Here is a 15,069-nt window from a genome sequence, read left to right on the forward strand (position 1 = left end):
TTATGTACCTGGGCATCGATCTCGGAACTTCTGCGGTCAAGGTCGTACTCGTCGACGAGCGGCAGAGCATCCTGGCGCAGGAGAGCGCTTCGCTCGAAGTGCAACGCCCGCACCCTCTTTGGTCGGAACAGGATCCCGATTCCTGGTGGGAGGCAACAGCGACCGCGATCGGACGAATCGCGCAGACGCGGAGCACCGAACTGACGGGACTGCGGGGCATCGGTCTGGCGGGACAGATGCACGGCGCGACTCTACTGGATGCGGCCGATCGTGTGCTGCGACCTGCAATCCTCTGGAACGACGGACGCTCGGCCGAGCAATGCGTGGAACTCGAACGCCGCGTGCCCGATAGCCGCAAGCTCACCGGAAATCTGGCGATGCCGGGATTTACGGCACCGAAACTCCTGTGGCTTGCACGTCACGAACCGGAGGTGTTCGCGAGCGTCGCGTGCGTGCTACTGCCGAAGGACTATCTGCGCCTTCGCTTGTCCGGTGATCGCGCGACCGACTTATCCGACGCTGCGGGTACGCTCTGGCTCGACGTCGGCCGTCGTTCCTGGTCAGACGAGATGATCAGCGCGACCGGGCTTTCTTGCACGGCGATGCCCGAACTCTTCGAAGGCAGCCAGCCAACCGGCGTGCTGTCCGACGGCCTGGCGGATGAATGGGGCATCCCGCACGACGTGCCGATCGCAGCCGGTGCCGGAGACCAGGCCGGTGGTGCGGCCGGGGTCGGTGTCGTGCGCCCCGGATCTGCTCTGCTCTCCCTGGGAACCTCGGGCGTGTACTTCGTTTCGAACGAACGCTACGCTCCGAATCCCGATGGCGCAGTGCACACATTCTGCCACTGCGTTCCGCAGACCTGGCATCAGATGTCGGTGATTCTCAGCGCCGCGAGTTGTCTGAGCTGGGTGTGCGAACTCACCGGCGCCGCCGACGAAGCGGCCATGCTGGCCGAGATCGAAGCCGAACCCGGCGGAGCGGGAACGGAGATCTTTCTGCCCTATCTGACCGGTGAACGCACCCCGCATAATGATCCGCACGCCCGCGGCGTGTTTTTCGGCCTGGATGCGTCGACCACGCGTGCAAGGCTCGGGCGGGCCGTGCTCGAGGGCGTGGCCTTTGCGCTTGCAGACGGCCAACGCGTTCTACTGGAGGCGGGGGCCAGAATCGACTCCGTGGCCGTGATCGGGGGCGGGGCGCGTAGTGCCTACTGGGGCCAGATGTTGGCCAGCGTTTTGGGGCGCACACTCGATTACCCGCGCGATGCCGAGGTAGGCCCTGCGTTTGGAGCCGCGCGCCTGGCCCGGCTCGCCGTCACGAGAGAGGATCCGCTGCAGGTCTGCGGCTCGCCGCCGCTCGAACGCAGCGTGGATCCCGAACCCGGACAACAGGCGCTCTACGCCGAAGGCTACCTGCGTTATCGGGAACTCTACTCCGATCTACGCCAGGCGTTTGTGCGAAGCGGTTCGCGCATTTGATCTCGAGACCGAAGCCCGGCAAGATCATTCGCCCTTCGCGAATGCGCACGGAGTTCCCGACCTCATATGAGTGACAATCCACCGAGCGGAGATCGAGTTTCCATCTGGCTCCTGGGCCTGGGCGCGGTGCTCGGTCTGGTGGTCGCTTCGGCCAGTCTGATTGAAAACCGGGGCGATGCGATCGTCCTGCCAGAACAGGACGTGGCCCACGTGAATTCCGTACCCATCCGTCGCGCGGATTTCGAGCGTCTGGTCGCGGGACTCGAAAGCGACACCCGACGCCGGGCGGACGAGCAGACCCGTCGACGCGTACTGGATCGCATGATCGAAGAAGAACTGCTGGTCCAACGCGGCGTGGGACTGGGCTTTCTCCAGGCCGATCGGAAAGTGCGCGCCAATCTCGTCTCCGCGGTGATCGCGGCCGTTACCGGCGACGCCGAAGATCGCGAACCCAGCAAACGCGAACTGACGGAGTTCTACCGGGAAAATATGGATTTCTTCACCCAACCCGGACGCATTCGCGTTCGCCAGGTGTTCTTCCGCGTCCCGGATCCCGCAGCGCAAGACGAAGTGGCGGCGCGCGCAAGTCAAGCCGCGAAACGATTGCGAGCTGGCGATGATTTCTCGAGCGTGCGCACGGAGCTGGGCAGTGCAGAGGTCTCGATTCTGCCGGATGCGCTCCTGCCGGCGACCAAGTTGCGCGAGTACGTCGGCCCGACCGCGTTGCGCACGGCTCTCGCGCTGGCCGATGGTGAGTTCAGCGATCCCGTGCGCTCGGGGATGGGGTATCACGTTCTCTGGCGCCTGGCGTCGGAGCCCGATTACACGCCCGAGCTGAGCGAAATCGAAGTCCCGGTTCAGTCGGAGTGGCGGCGTCGCACAGGAGACCGAGCTCTCCGGGAGTACCTCGACGAACTCCGGACAGATGCCGAGGTCGCCGTCGCTCCCGAGCTGCGCTGAACGAACTCGGCTTCCAGCCATGGCTCGCTCCGGGCTCCAGTCCCACGGCCAGTTCCCCCGAGCGCAGCAACCGGACGACACAGGCTGTCGCCTGAGTCCTGCACCCGGGTCTCAAAACCTCCCCCGCGCCCCCGAATCGCTGGCATGGGAGTTGCTCCATGAAGCGGATCTCCAGGAGGTAGCCATGGATCGAACTCTGCAAGCCGAAGCCACCATCAGCGATCACGTCCTGTACGCGATTGGCGGAGCGGCGATCCCATTGCCATTGCTCGATATCGCAGCGGTCAGCGCCATTCAACTCAATCTCGTGCGGGACCTGTCTCAGATCTACGATGTCGAGCACGACATCACCGCCGGTCGGACCTTGATCACTTCCCTGGTGGGCGCCTCGCTGCCACGGCTGGGGGCTAGTCTGGTCAAGCTCCTGCCCGGTGCGGGCTGGCTGGCGGGTACGCTCACCCAGGTGGCGCTCTCCGGCGCGACCACCTACGCCGTGGGCCACTCATTTCGCACGATCTTCGAGTCCGGTCGCGAGATCTCGAGTGTTCGCGTCGAGGAGGTGCGCGGCATGTACGACGAATTCGTCGCCGAAGGGAGTCGCGTGACGGAACAGGTCCGCGAGCGCGAGCGCGAAGACACCGAACGCCGTCCTCGTCTGCGCGGGATTGCCCGTGCCCTGGCTCGACTCGAGCGTATGCGCGACAGCGGTTCGATCACGGATCTGGAGTTCGAACGCCTCAAGGCTGTCGCGCTGTCTCACGTCTAGCAGGGAAGTGCGATACCACAGGGATTAGCGATCTTCTCCCTCTGCCATGCGATTGTCCTCGCCTCCGAACAGACCACTGAACAACGGAGCCAGCCTGCGCCGTAGATCCTCGGGCTTGGTTCTCGGGTGGGTAAGTCGTTCGAGACCGAATGCGCGGCTGATTGCCAGGATCGTACGAGCCGAGTCCATCGGACGCGATACGACGACCCTCTCGAGAGCTTCGCGATCTGGCCGGTGCACAGGCGCGCTCGGCCCCGGCCGGACGTAGGTCACACTCGGAAGCCCAGCTCTGGCAGCTCCACAACTGGATGCTCGACCAGCTCGCGAAAGACTAGCCCGTTCGAAGATTCACTTTCCAAACGGAAGGTCAGATCCGCGCAGGCTCAACCGATCCGGTTCTTGACCTCCGCGTACTGATCGAGGATTGCCACGACCTTTTCTCGATCCACCGGTGGCAGTCCAAATACGCAGCGCGTGATGCCCGCATCGCGGAATTTCTCCAGCACCTCGGGTGTGGCCGGACAGGCGAATACCGAGACCTCGAGTTTCTCGGGATCTCGTCCGGCTTCTTCGGCCATCTTGCGGAACTCCGGCAGGTATTCCTTAATGTCGTCGCGCCCGTAGATCGGCATCCAGCCGTTGCCGAAGCGGATCGCTCGTTTGGCGGCGCCCGGAAAGCCTCCGCCGACGTGGATCGGTGGATGGGGTTGTTGAACCGGCTTGGGCCAGGCGAACATGGCGTCGAAATTCACGAACTCACCGTGGTACTCGGCCTGGTCTTGTGACCAGATGGCCTGCATGGCTTCGATACGTTCGCGAATCAGCTTGAAGCGGCGTTTGAAATCCGTGCCGTGGTCTTCCATTTCTTCGGCATTCCAGCCGGCGCCCACGCCAAATAGCACCCGCCCCTTCGACACGTGATCCAGCGAAGCGACTTCCTTTGCGGTGTGGATCGGGTCCCGCTGGACCACCAGGCAGATGCCGGTCGCCAGTTTGATCCGGCTGGTCACTGAGGCCGCAGATGCCAGTGCAACGAACGGATCGAGGGTGTCGTAGTACATCTTGGGTAGTTCGCTGCCTCCGGGCCAGGGAGACTTGCGAGACGCCGGGATATGGGAGTGCTCGGCGAACCAGAGGGATTCAAAGCCTCGTTCCTCGGCGGAAACCGCCAGATCGGCGGGGGAGATCGAGTAGTCGGTCGGAAATATCGTGACACCGTATTTCATGGGGGCTCCTTCGATCAGCGATTGCGGAGATTATGGATTACGCTTCAGCAGAGATTCAAGCGGGGGCTCGAGTGTGGCGGTGACCTTCAAAGACGTGAGCAACGCCGCCGACGTGGTTCGCGATCACGTCGAGCGCACGCCGACCAAGCTCTCGCGCACTCTGTCTCGGATTTCCGGTGCCCAGGTGTTTCTCAAATTCGAGAACCTGCAGTTCACCGGCGCATTCAAGGAGCGTGGCGCGCTGGTCAAGCTGGATTCATTGCTCCCATCGGAGCGCGAATCAGGTGTGATTGCGCTGTCCGCAGGCAATCACGCACAGGGTGTGGCCTATCACGCGAAGCGGCTCGGAATTCACGCGACGATCGTCATGCCGAGATTCACTCCCAACGTGAAGGTGGAGCACACTCGCGTGCTCGGCGCCGAAGTGCTGCTGGTCGGGGATGATCTGGAGCAAGCGCGCGCTCACGCGCACGAACTCGCGCGGACTCGTGGATTGGTGCTGATCCATCCCTACGACGATGAACGGGTGATCGCCGGCCAGGGAACGATCGCACTCGAGATGCTCGAAGATCAACCCGAGATCGACACACTGCTGATTCCGATCGGGGGCGGTGGGCTGATTTCGGGCAACGCGATAGCCGCACACGGAATTCGCAGCGATATCGACGTGGTCGGGGCGCAGGTCGACTCCTATGCCTCGATGCGGCAAGTGATGCGAAACGAGCCGGTCGATTGCGGCGGTGCGACGATCGCCGAGGGCATCGCTGTGGCGCAGCCGGGGAAGTTGACCGTACCGATCGTGCGCGAGCACGTTCGCGACATACTCCTGGTAAACGACGAACAGATCGAAGAATCCGTCCGCCTGTTGCTCGAGATCGAGAAGACCGTGGTCGAAGGTGCCGGAGCGGCCGGGCTTGCGGCGCTGTTGAGGCATCCAGACCAGTTTGCCGGAAGACGGGTCGGCTTGATTCTCTCCGGTGGCAACATCGATCCGCTCGTTCTCTCTTCGATCATTCAGCGCGGTCTGGTGCGTTCCTCGCGCCTGGCGCGCATCAAGGTCGAGTTACGCGACGTTCCCGGAGTGTTGGCCGAGATCTCGCGTATCATCGGAGAGGCCGACGGCAATGTGGTCGAGGTGCATCACCAGCGCGCATTTACTACAGCGCCGCTGAGTCGTGCAGAGGTGTTGTTCGTGCTGGAGACGCGCGGAGACGACCATCTGGCCAAGATCATCGAAACCCTGCAAGAAGCCGGTTTCCCGACGCACGTCTGAGGGTTGAGCATCTCGGTTGCGCATTCCCGAGTGTCGCAACTGACTCAAGTGTGTCCCATCGGTCGCCGATGACCCATCTGTCAGCTGATGGCTCTTCAATGACGGATGGGAATATGAAAGACGGAAAGACCCGAGAGATACTCAGTTCGCAACGGGGAACCGATGGTTTCCTTTCGCTGTATCGCGTCACTCTAGTGGTCGTGCAGGGCGGAGCGGAAGGATCGGAGTTCGAGATCGAGAACGAGCGCGTAACGCTGGGTCGCGGGATCGATGCTGATCTGAGATTCGAAGACGATACGCTTTCGCAGATCCATATGGCTCTGGAAGTTGCTGCCGACCTCGTACGGGTTCGCGACCTCGACAGCACCAACGGCGTGCACGTCAACGGAGCCGAGGTAAAGCTGGCCGATCTGAAGCACGGCGATCGGATCGAGGCCGGTGGCTACACATTCCTGATTCTGATCGACGAACGAGAGCCACAGACGCGCACCATCCGCTACTTCGAAGAGTAGGTTGCCGCTCCTTAGCGGGTGATCTCATGAAAGAAAGCGGTCCAAAAAAGATAGGTGGCTTCGAGGTCGAGTCGGAGCTGGGGCAGGGCGGAATGGGGATTGTCTTGCTCGGCCGACAGGTGAGTCTCGGTCGGCCGGCGGTGTTGAAGAAGCTGCATCGGGATCTCGCGGACTCCGCTGAGATCAACGAGCGTTTCGAACGCGAGGCTCGAACGGCAGCGGCTCTGCACCATCCCAACGTAGTGGCCGTCTACGACCGCTTTTCCTGGCGCGGTCACACCTATATCGCCCAGGAATACGTGGAAGGGCTCGATCTGCGGACTGCGCTGGAACGGGTGCCTCACATCCCCGCCCGCATCGCCGCGCTGATCACACTCGAGGTCGCTCGAGGCCTCGAAGCAATTCACTTTCACGGTACGGTGCACCGGGATCTAAAGCCTGCGAACATCCTCCTTGGCCGTAACGGTGAAGTGAAGATCGCAGACTTCGGAATCGCGCTGGAGCGATCCGGGTCGGCGCTCACGAAACCCGGTATCGCAATCGGCACACCTGCCTATATGTCCCCAGAGCAGATGCGCGGTGAGCGTGTGGACGAGCGGGGAGATCTGTTCTCGCTGGCTGTGGTTCTCTACGAGATGTTGTCCGGCAACCTTCCGTATGCCGGGTCGAGTGACGCCGATACCGAAGCCTTGCTGAGCCGAGTCGAACGCGAGCACTACGAACCCCTGCGAAAAATCGCCCGCCGCACTCCGCGCTACTTGTCTCGCATAGTGGGTACCTGTCTGCACGCACGCGCCTGCCAGCGCTTCGAGACGGCCAGAGTCTTGCGTCGTCTGCTCGAACGGAATCTCGGCTGTCGTTCACCCGCCGACGTTGCGTCGGAGATCGCGGAGTGGTTATCCGAAGCGGGACTGATCGAGAGGTCTCCAGATCAAACCGAGATCCGGCCGTACCAACAGCGGCCGCCCGGAGTGCTCTCGCGCGCGGCTGCGCTGGGAGCGGTTGCGTTCGTTCTCGGATCCGTGCTCTGGATAGGGGAGCAGCACACAGGAGCCAGCATCGAACCCGCCGAGCCCGCGATAGATGAAATGTCCAACAACTCGCTGTCCTCGCTGGAGCCTGAAGTTCCCGTCGACCTGGCCCCGAAATTGGAGACCCAGGAGGTCTCCGAGGCTTCTCGCAAATCGTTCTGAGTCCCTCGTTCTGCTGGATTGGCTCTGCTTTCTCTCCTAGAATCGAGATCCGAGATGCCCAAGTCGATTCTCGTCGTTCCGTGCTACAACGAAGCGAGCCGCCTCCAACCCGAGGCGTTTCAGCGCTATGTCGTCGAAGACCCGGCGACCCGCATCCTGTTCGTCAACGACGGAAGCACGGACACCACGCTGGAGGTCCTGCACAAGCTCGAAGCTTCCGATCCGGCGCACCTGGGCGTCTTGGATCTGCAACCCAACCGCGGAAAAGCCGAAGCCGTGCGTCGGGGCATGCTCGCCGCGTTTGCGGACTCTCCTCAGTACGTGGGTTACTGGGATGCGGATCTCGCAACGCCACTCGAGGAGTTTCCGGACTTCGTGCACCTGCTGGACGAGGAGGCTGGGCGTGAAGTCATCTTCGGTGCACGCGTGGCTCTGCTCGGACGTCAGATTCACCGCCGCGCCATTCGTCACTACCTGGGGCGAGTTTTTGCGACCGTGGTTTCCAATGTGCTGGACCTCCGCATCTACGATACGCAATGCGGAGCCAAGTTGTTCAGAGCCTCCGATGATATGAAGGCACTCTTTGAAGAGCCCTTCTCCACGAACTGGGTCTTCGACGTGGAGATTCTCGCGCGGCTCATTCGTAGTCGACGCAATACGGATAAGCCGCAACCAGCCCAGATAATCTGCGAGCACCCGTTGAAATGCTGGCGGGATGTCGCCGGTTCGAAGGTGAGAAGCGTCGACTTTTTTCGCGCACTTGCCGAAATCGCACTCATCTATCGCCGCTACCTAGCGACCTGAGAGCATTTTCCCGAGGCGTCGGAGCGCTTCCCTGATCTCCTCTTCGCTGCGCGTGACGGAGAACCGGATATACCCCTCTCCGGCCTTCCCGAAGTCGATCCCGGGCGTCAAGGCGACATGGGCTTTCTCGAGGATCTCGAAGGCAAAGTGGCGGGAATCCGCATCGAAGCGCGTTGCATTCGCGAACACGTAGAACGCGCCCCGCGGAGCGCAGGAAACTTCAAAGCCCAGCGCGCGCACACCGTCGAGCAGGAGTCTGCGTCGGGTCTCGTAGGCCGTACGGATATCTCGTGTCGTGGCGGCGCCGTGTTTCAGGGCGGCGATTCCAGCCCTCTGGACGAAGCTCGTTGCGGAGATGAACAGGTTCTGCGCCAGGCTCTGGAGGGGTCGCATGGCTTCGATCGGAGCGATCAAGTAGCCGAGCCGAAAACCGGTCATCGCGTAGCGTTTGGAGAAGCCGTCGAGCACGAATACATCCGCGTCGAGTGAAAGCCCCGAACAGACCTCGGTTCCGTCGTACACCAGTCCGTCATAGATCTCGTCGCTGACGATCGGGACACCCAGCGCGGCAATCGCCTCGAGTGTTTCGCGATCCTGTACGGCACCTGTCGGGTTTGCAGGTGAGTTGATCAGGATCGCGCGTGTGCGGGGCGTGATGGCCTGTCGAACGGCGTCTGGATCCAGGCGATATCCGTCACCCGGAGAGGTCCGGACCAGAATCGGCTTGCCACCAGCGAGTCGGATCAAATCCGGGTAGCAAGCGTAATGCGGAGTTCCCAGGACGACCTCATCGCCGTGTTCTACCAACAGCGAGAAGACCAGTACCATGGCGGGCGAGGTTCCGTTGGTGACGATCACGCAATCGGGGTCGACGACGCTACCGTGGCGGCGTTCCTGATCCGCGGCAATCGCCTCTCTCAACTCGAGCAGGCCGCGACTATCTGTGTAGCGGGGTTGGTTCTCGTTCATGTCCGCCCGACACGCGTCGACTGCCGCCTGCGGTGGTGGAAACTCGGGCTCGCCTACCTCCAGATGGATGATGTTCACACCGCTGCGTTCGAGCACCAGGGCGCGTTCCATCACTTCCATTGCGAGGAAGGGTTCGACCTGGCGGGCACGACTTGAAAACATCAGAGACATGGCTACAGGTTCGGGCTCCGGTCGGGCGAGTGTCAACTCGTCGTGTTGTCTGTTCAGGTCTACGTGAAAACTAGCGTCATTGCCAGTGCGGCCAGAGCCAGGCTGAGTACGCCGCCGATCAGGCATACTCCGATCGCCCGAAACCGGCCCGTGTAGTCGAGTGCCTGGCGCACGGCGACCACCATTGCAGCCAGCATCCAGATGTGAGCCACAGCGAGTAACGCTGTCTGCAAACCCGGGATCGGCAGGATGGCTCCAGCGCGGATGATTCCGGGAGCGCTCGAAAAACCGATCGTGCGCAGGACTTCACCGACGCTGCTCCGGGTTTGAGGCTCGGGCAGTAGTTTCGTACCTATCAGATACGTCAGCAGCACCCAGAAGTACCAGCCAATCAGCGATACGACCGTCATTCCGATCAGGGCCTCCGTTCCACCGCTGGGAAGGGCTCCGATTCCTGCGGCCGTCGATGAGAGCACGACCGCGCCAGTCGCTTGCAGCGTCGCGCTCGAATCGGCTTCGACCTCTTCGTAGACTTCGACCTCGAGCATGGCGGCGCGCAGCATCCGCTTGTGAAAACCGCTACGAGAGGCGCCCTCCGGTGGCTCTTCCATCCGGAGCCTCAGGCACTCGGGTAGACGGCAAAGCTGCGGTCTCTCAGCGAACCCAGCGAAAACATCCGATATCCACCGTTGAAGAATCCCCTACAGTGACGCGAGTGTGCGAGCGCACGCCGGGTGGATGTTCTGCGGGCTTCCTGCCGGAAATGCCCGTCGTCGTACAGGGAGTAGTGAGCGAAGCCGCCCGGGTAGTCCTTGACGCAATGCACTTCGATGAGGGGTACGGGTCCCGAACGGGAATCCACACGAACGCGATTTCGATGGGTATGCCCGATCAGCACACCATGTACCTGTGGGTTGCGCGAGAGCAGATCGAAAAAGCGCAGAGAGTGTTCGGGAGTGATTCCGATCGAATTGGGATAACTATCGACGTGCTCCGGTGGGACCGGCTGATGGTGCATGAGCAATAGCGTCGGGGTGTGGAGATCTCGGGATTCCTCGAGCTGTCGCTCCAGCCACTTGATCCGTTCCTCCGGAAAAACTCCGTGGTGTTCCCCCGGTTCGACCGTATCGAGCAAGATCATGCGCCAGCCCGCGAGGTCGACGGCTCTCGGCGCGCGCGGTTGATTCAGGAGTGCGTAGCCGTCGACCTCCTGGTCGACTTCTAGCGCGTAATGGTCGTGGTTTCCCAGGAAGGCGTGATGCGGCTTTTCGAAGCCCGCGAAGGTCCTCGCGGCGTTCTCGAACTGCTCCGTCCGTCCGCGATCGGCGATATCGCCCTTGATGAAGATCATGTCGACATCCGCGCGATTGATTTCGGATACGACGTCTTCATTCATCAGCTGCCAGTAGGGAATTGCCGCACCATCCGCCTGAACTGAGGGGAAACCCGGTGCATCATCACCGTAGTTTCCGTCATCCAGCAGGGTGCCACCAAATTTCGGCTCGCCGAAGTGCAGGTCGTTGATCGTTGCAAAAGTGGCGACGCGCTTTGCACTGGTGCCGGGCAGGGTGCGAGCCAGCGGCGAGAAGTAGTTGTCCGGCTCCGGCATCTCGGCACCCTGAACTTCGATACCGATACTGTACTCGGTGTCAGGGGTAAGTCCTTCGATGCGAACGTGACGCGTACCTGCGTGGCCCTCGCAGGTCGCGCGGGTTTCGCCGTTGAGTAGAATCCGGGCCGTTGCGTCCACGAGACCCGATTCGTCTTCCACGTCGAAATACAGGGTGATGCTATCGGCCGTGACGCCGAAAAGCTCCGGATGGGTGATTTGAAGCTTCATTCCCAAAGAGTAGACGGAGAACGGGTCCGCGCACAAGCGGAACACTTCTGGATGCAGACCGGAAATCCAGTGGCGACTGCAGGCCGGCTAGGAACCTTCCGACTGGCCCTTCGCGATGAATTCCGCAACCAGTCGCAGTAGTTCATCCCTGATGATCGGCTTCGTCGTGTACTCGTCGCAACCGATTCCGAGGCACTTCTCGCGATCGCCGGTCATGGTCTGCGCGGTCAGGGCAATGATCGGTCCCTGGTAGCCGTCGCGTCGCAGGGCTCTCGTGGCGTCATAGCCGTCCATCTCGGGCATCTGCATGTCCATCAGGATCACGTCGAAGGGATCTCCCGCATCCAGAGCTGCCGCCGCTTTCTCGTAGGCGACCAGGCCGTTCTCGGCTACGGTCACAGAGAGTCCGGCCTTCTTCAGGACCAGTGAGATGAGTTTCTGATTGTCCGGTCCGTCTTCAGCAAGCAGAACTCTGCCTTCGATGTTCTGCACGGGGACCTGGACCTTCAGCTCTTCCTTGGGGGCTGCGATGATCTCCGTCTCGTCGTCGGCCTCGATGATCTCGATCCCTTCGAGCGAACCGGTCGAGACCGTCACGCGAAACACGCTTCCGCTTTTGGGTGCACTTTCCACGGTGATGTCGCCGCCAAGCATCTGCGCGAGCTTCTTCGAAATCGCCAGGCCCAGTCCCGTGCCGCCGAACCGGCGTGTCATGGAGTTGTCGGCCTGCGTGAACGCGTCGAAGATCTTGTCCTGCTGTTCATCGTTGAGGCCGATGCCCGTGTCCAGCACCTCGAAAGCGATCACCGGGTTGCGAAAGCCCGCTGGGTCGACCAGTCCGACCCGGATGGTGACCCAGCCGAATTCCGTGAACTTGATCGCGTTACCGGCAAGATTGAGCAGTACCTGCCTAAGCCGTGTTGGATCGGTGTGAATCGTCACCGGAACGGCTCCGCGGAATTTGCCTTCCAGGCGAAGCTGTTTCTCGATGGCGCGCGGGCGCAGCAACTGAATCACGTCCTGCACGAGAGCAGCCGGTGAGCAGGGGATGCGTTCGAGCGGAAGCTTCCCAGCTTCGATCTTCGACAGATCCAGAATGTCGTTGATGATCGTCAGAAGGTGCTCGCCATTGCGCTTGATCGTGACCAGCGCCGGATCCGGATATTCTGCACCGGCGGCGGCCTGTTCCTCCAGGAGCTCGTCGGTGAATCCCAAAATGGCGGTCAGGGGTGTGCGAATCTCGTGACTCATGATCGCGAGGAACTCGGATTTCGAGACTGCCGCGTCCTCGGCACTGCGGCGCGCGGCCTCCGATGCGGTAAGGGCGTATTCGGTCGCGTCTCGCGCATCTTCGGCTCTGCTGCGCGCTGATTCCGCAGCGAACTGCGCGTTGTACAACTCCGCCCAGGCGTGGCGTTGTGACTGGCAGGCCAGCGCGCCGATGCCCCCAAAGACCATGCAGATGCCCATCCCGCCCGCCGCGCCGATCTCTTCGATGCCGGTCGTGAATTGCACCGAATAGGCGTACAGCGCCCCGACCCAGATTCCCAGAAGCACCGACATCTGCGGACGCCACGGTGCGAGTGCGGCGACGATCAGCGGAACCGCCAGCCCGAAGGTCGGTAGCGGGCTGCGGCCCGAATAGGACTGCCAGCCGGCCATGAACAGGTACAAAGAGATGATGGTCGAGATAGCCCAGAGCAATCCCTGGGGATTTTGACCGATGATCCGAAGATGTGAGAACGCGAACAGCGCTCCGATGGATGCGATCGTGATGCTGCTGTAGATCGTCGTGTGAAGCAGGTCGTCTCCACCTTGCAACACGCGGAGAACGGCAACCAGGGGAAGCAGGACCAGCGCCCACGCGCACGCCATCCGCGCTCCCCGGAGGACGACCTCGGGAAGAGTGGCCAGATCCTGATCCGCGACCGGCTTCAGGATACTGAGGATCGAGCGCCGCTCGGGCGGGTCCTCAATTTCTTCAAACGGCTCTTCGATGGCGAAGATCCTCCCTTGATCTCATCTATCGGCCCAAAGAGGGGGGTTCTGTGATTTCAAACGCACCGAGTTGCGTGTTCGAGAGCCACTACCGCCTGCCGCGCAATCTAGAGGCGGGAGTCAGGGAGTTCCGGGTCGTTGCGCGGAAAGCCGCCGGGCCAGGTCCGCGATACGCGCGCGCCGCTCCGGATCCTCTTCCTCTTTTTCGAGAGAGGAGACGATACGTCCCACGCGCGCCGCAGTGCGCCTGCTCTGCCTCTTGGCGCCGGAGGCAATGTCCTCGAAAAAGTCCAGGATGGCACTGCGCAGGGATGGATTCGGTGTCGTTCCGTAGGCTCGCCAGGGGACGGCGATCAGCTTGGCGGCCCGGAAAGAATTCCTCAGGTAGTTCTCTCCGCCTCGCTCTGTCTCGGCGCGTAGATTCACGGCGAAATAGGCCAGAGCTATCGAATTGAGGGAGTCGTAGTTTGTCCGGGAAATCGGTTCCCGCTCCAGGTCGTCACGCAGCGTGAGGAGGTCCGGATCGCTGAAATTCGAAGGGTCCATAACGACGGCGAAAAACTCCGGATAGCGCTCTCGCAGGTCGGCCGGAATTTCCTCGATTGTCACCGCGACTGTCGATTCACGCAGCCGATAGCATTCGGGAGACGGCGGAGAAGCCGCCGAGCACGCCAGTGCCATGATGGCCAGGAGCACGGCCAACTCCAGAGCCAGGCGGTTCGCTGGAGTCTGTCGCGCAGCAAACGAAACGGCCAAACCGTGATTCCAAGGAGTCACGGTTTGGAGTTCGTTGCTTCGGTGGCCGTGAATACGGATGTGTTCGGGTGGAATGCGCTCCACGCGAACCAATAAGCTTCGATGACCTCGACATCGTCCGGAGCTTCGACGTCGAAAGTCTGAGTATCGGGGTCGTAGCGGATCACGATTTCGCGACCGCTCAGATTCCCCGAGATCTCACCCCCGCCTTTTGAAACTTCGCTCGCTGGATAAGCTCGTGCGAGACCATCGACCAGCCGGACACCCAGCGTGGGCATCTTCGGGTGGTAGCGTGGGTCCAGTGGTGCCGGGAAGATGAGCGACGTCGAAGTGGCGTAGCTTCCGTAGGGGGAACGATCGTAGTCGCGCGCATGCCCTGTCTGAAGCGAAAGAACGCTCGTCTTCGGATATCTCTTCTTCCAGGCTCCCCAGGATGTCTGTACTGAGCGCAGAAGTTTCAGGCGTCGACCGAGGGCGGGTCCTGTGAGTGCGCGAGATTCGATCTGCGACCAGAGGCTTTCCGTCTCGCGGTCGTAGAGGAGCATATCCGACTGGTAGAGCAATCCCGATACACCGAACGTTCGTACCTGCTTCTGGACGCGCCTATCGAAGACCATTCCGGTGCCACAGAGCGGGCAATAGCTCACCAGAATCGGTTCTCCGCCCAACGTATCGTTGACGAGTTCATGCCAGTTCAGGATCGCGAGCGGATACGCGCGGGCCTGGCTGCCTCGGAGCACGCCGATCACGATCTCTTCGTCGTTCCAGGGTGCGGTCGCAGCGCTCAGGACCTGGGGATTGCTCAGTGCAGGGATGCCATCGCGCGGTGGCCCGCCGCTCAAGATCTGTTCTACAGGCACGGATGAGTTTTTCAGCGTGAAGCCGTTCAGGCTGGGGCTTTCGCCGCCCGAAACGGTCGAGCAGGCGCCTGCCGCCCAGAGGAACGCGAACGAAGCGATTACGAAGGGCCGTAGTATTGCTCTACCAGGCATATCGGCAATACGAAGCCCGTTCGCCCCCAGTTACAGATGAGGTGTGCTCAGAGAGTTGTCTCTGATACGGACCGGTTGGTCGGCTGGTGGCCACTCTCCTCGCTTGACAGAGTTCCGCGTGCTTGTTC

The 15,069-nt window shown here is 61.7% G+C and carries 15 protein-coding genes; 7 read left to right on the forward strand and 8 right to left on the reverse strand.

Annotated elements, in window-relative coordinates:
• The first annotated feature begins 2 nt into the window (after nt 1–2).
• From xylB to GY725_14490, 3 genes are all read left to right on the forward strand, one after another.
• The gene (gene xylB, locus GY725_14480; protein MCP4005395.1) at nt 3–1,481 is read left to right on the forward strand and encodes a xylulokinase; all 1,479 of its coding nucleotides are present in this window, start codon (nt 3–5) and stop codon (nt 1,479–1,481) included.
• Nucleotides 1,482–1,547: 66 nt separating this feature from the next.
• On the forward strand, nt 1,548–2,441 hold the full coding sequence (locus GY725_14485) for a hypothetical protein (GenBank protein MCP4005396.1): 894 nt from the start codon (nt 1,548–1,550) through the stop codon (nt 2,439–2,441).
• A 184-nt stretch (nt 2,442–2,625) separates the two neighbouring features.
• Nucleotides 2,626–3,207, forward strand: a complete 582-nt coding sequence (locus tag GY725_14490) for a DUF697 domain-containing protein (protein MCP4005397.1) — start codon at nt 2,626–2,628, stop codon at nt 3,205–3,207.
• A gap of 24 nt (nt 3,208–3,231) precedes the next feature.
• Here GY725_14490 and GY725_14495 read toward each other — a convergent pair whose 3' ends face one another.
• Together GY725_14495 and GY725_14500 are read right to left on the reverse strand one after the other, a co-directional pair.
• Nucleotides 3,232–3,447 (reverse strand): hypothetical protein, encoded by a 216-nt coding sequence (locus tag GY725_14495; GenBank protein MCP4005398.1) that lies wholly within the window; start codon nt 3,445–3,447, stop codon nt 3,232–3,234.
• 143 nt (nt 3,448–3,590) lie between these two features.
• Complete coding sequence (locus GY725_14500; protein ID MCP4005399.1) at nt 3,591–4,433, reverse strand: LLM class F420-dependent oxidoreductase; 843 nt, start codon at nt 4,431–4,433, stop codon at nt 3,591–3,593.
• On the opposite strand from GY725_14500, the gene GY725_14505 reads away from it, so the two are divergent.
• The 4 genes from GY725_14505 (at nt 4,432) to GY725_14520 (ending at nt 8,215) form a co-directional block, all read left to right on the forward strand.
• Nucleotides 4,432–5,706 (forward strand): threonine ammonia-lyase, encoded by a 1,275-nt coding sequence (locus GY725_14505; protein MCP4005400.1) that lies wholly within the window; start codon nt 4,432–4,434, stop codon nt 5,704–5,706. The genes GY725_14500 and GY725_14505 overlap by 2 nt on opposite strands.
• Nucleotides 5,707–5,819: 113 nt before the next feature.
• On the forward strand, nt 5,820–6,218 hold the full coding sequence (locus GY725_14510; protein MCP4005401.1) for an FHA domain-containing protein: 399 nt from the start codon (nt 5,820–5,822) through the stop codon (nt 6,216–6,218).
• A gap of 26 nt (nt 6,219–6,244) precedes the next feature.
• Complete coding sequence (locus GY725_14515) at nt 6,245–7,411, forward strand: serine/threonine protein kinase (protein ID MCP4005402.1); 1,167 nt, start codon at nt 6,245–6,247, stop codon at nt 7,409–7,411.
• A gap of 54 nt (nt 7,412–7,465) precedes the next feature.
• On the forward strand, nt 7,466–8,215 hold the full coding sequence (locus tag GY725_14520) for a glycosyltransferase (protein MCP4005403.1): 750 nt from the start codon (nt 7,466–7,468) through the stop codon (nt 8,213–8,215).
• On the opposite strand, the gene GY725_14525 is transcribed toward GY725_14520, so the two are convergent.
• The 6 genes from GY725_14525 to GY725_14550 form a co-directional block, all read right to left on the reverse strand.
• On the reverse strand, nt 8,204–9,346 hold the full coding sequence (locus tag GY725_14525) for a pyridoxal phosphate-dependent aminotransferase (protein MCP4005404.1): 1,143 nt from the start codon (nt 9,344–9,346) through the stop codon (nt 8,204–8,206). The genes GY725_14520 and GY725_14525 overlap by 12 nt on opposite strands.
• A 68-nt stretch (nt 9,347–9,414) precedes the next feature.
• Nucleotides 9,415–9,966 carry a hypothetical protein gene (locus GY725_14530; protein ID MCP4005405.1) on the reverse strand — a complete coding sequence of 184 codons (552 nt, stop codon included), beginning with the start codon at nt 9,964–9,966 and terminating at the stop codon, nt 9,415–9,417.
• Between the two features lie 8 nt (nt 9,967–9,974).
• On the reverse strand, nt 9,975–11,195 hold the full coding sequence (locus GY725_14535; protein MCP4005406.1) for a hypothetical protein: 1,221 nt from the start codon (nt 11,193–11,195) through the stop codon (nt 9,975–9,977).
• An 87-nt stretch (nt 11,196–11,282) separates the two neighbouring features.
• Nucleotides 11,283–13,070, reverse strand: coding sequence for a response regulator (locus GY725_14540; protein ID MCP4005407.1), 1,788 nt, complete (start codon nt 13,068–13,070; stop codon nt 11,283–11,285).
• Between the two features lie 243 nt (nt 13,071–13,313).
• Nucleotides 13,314–13,949, reverse strand: a complete 636-nt coding sequence (locus GY725_14545) for a hypothetical protein (protein ID MCP4005408.1) — start codon at nt 13,947–13,949, stop codon at nt 13,314–13,316.
• A gap of 17 nt (nt 13,950–13,966) precedes the next feature.
• Nucleotides 13,967–14,839: a DUF3179 domain-containing protein gene (locus GY725_14550; GenBank protein ID MCP4005409.1), complete on the reverse strand. Its 873-nt coding sequence runs from the start codon at nt 14,837–14,839 to the stop codon at nt 13,967–13,969.
• Between the last annotated feature and the right edge of the window lie 230 nt (nt 14,840–15,069).

It is taken from the genome of bacterium, from assembly GCA_024226335.1.
Classification (GTDB): Bacteria; Myxococcota_A; UBA9160; order SZUA-336; family SZUA-336; genus JAAELY01.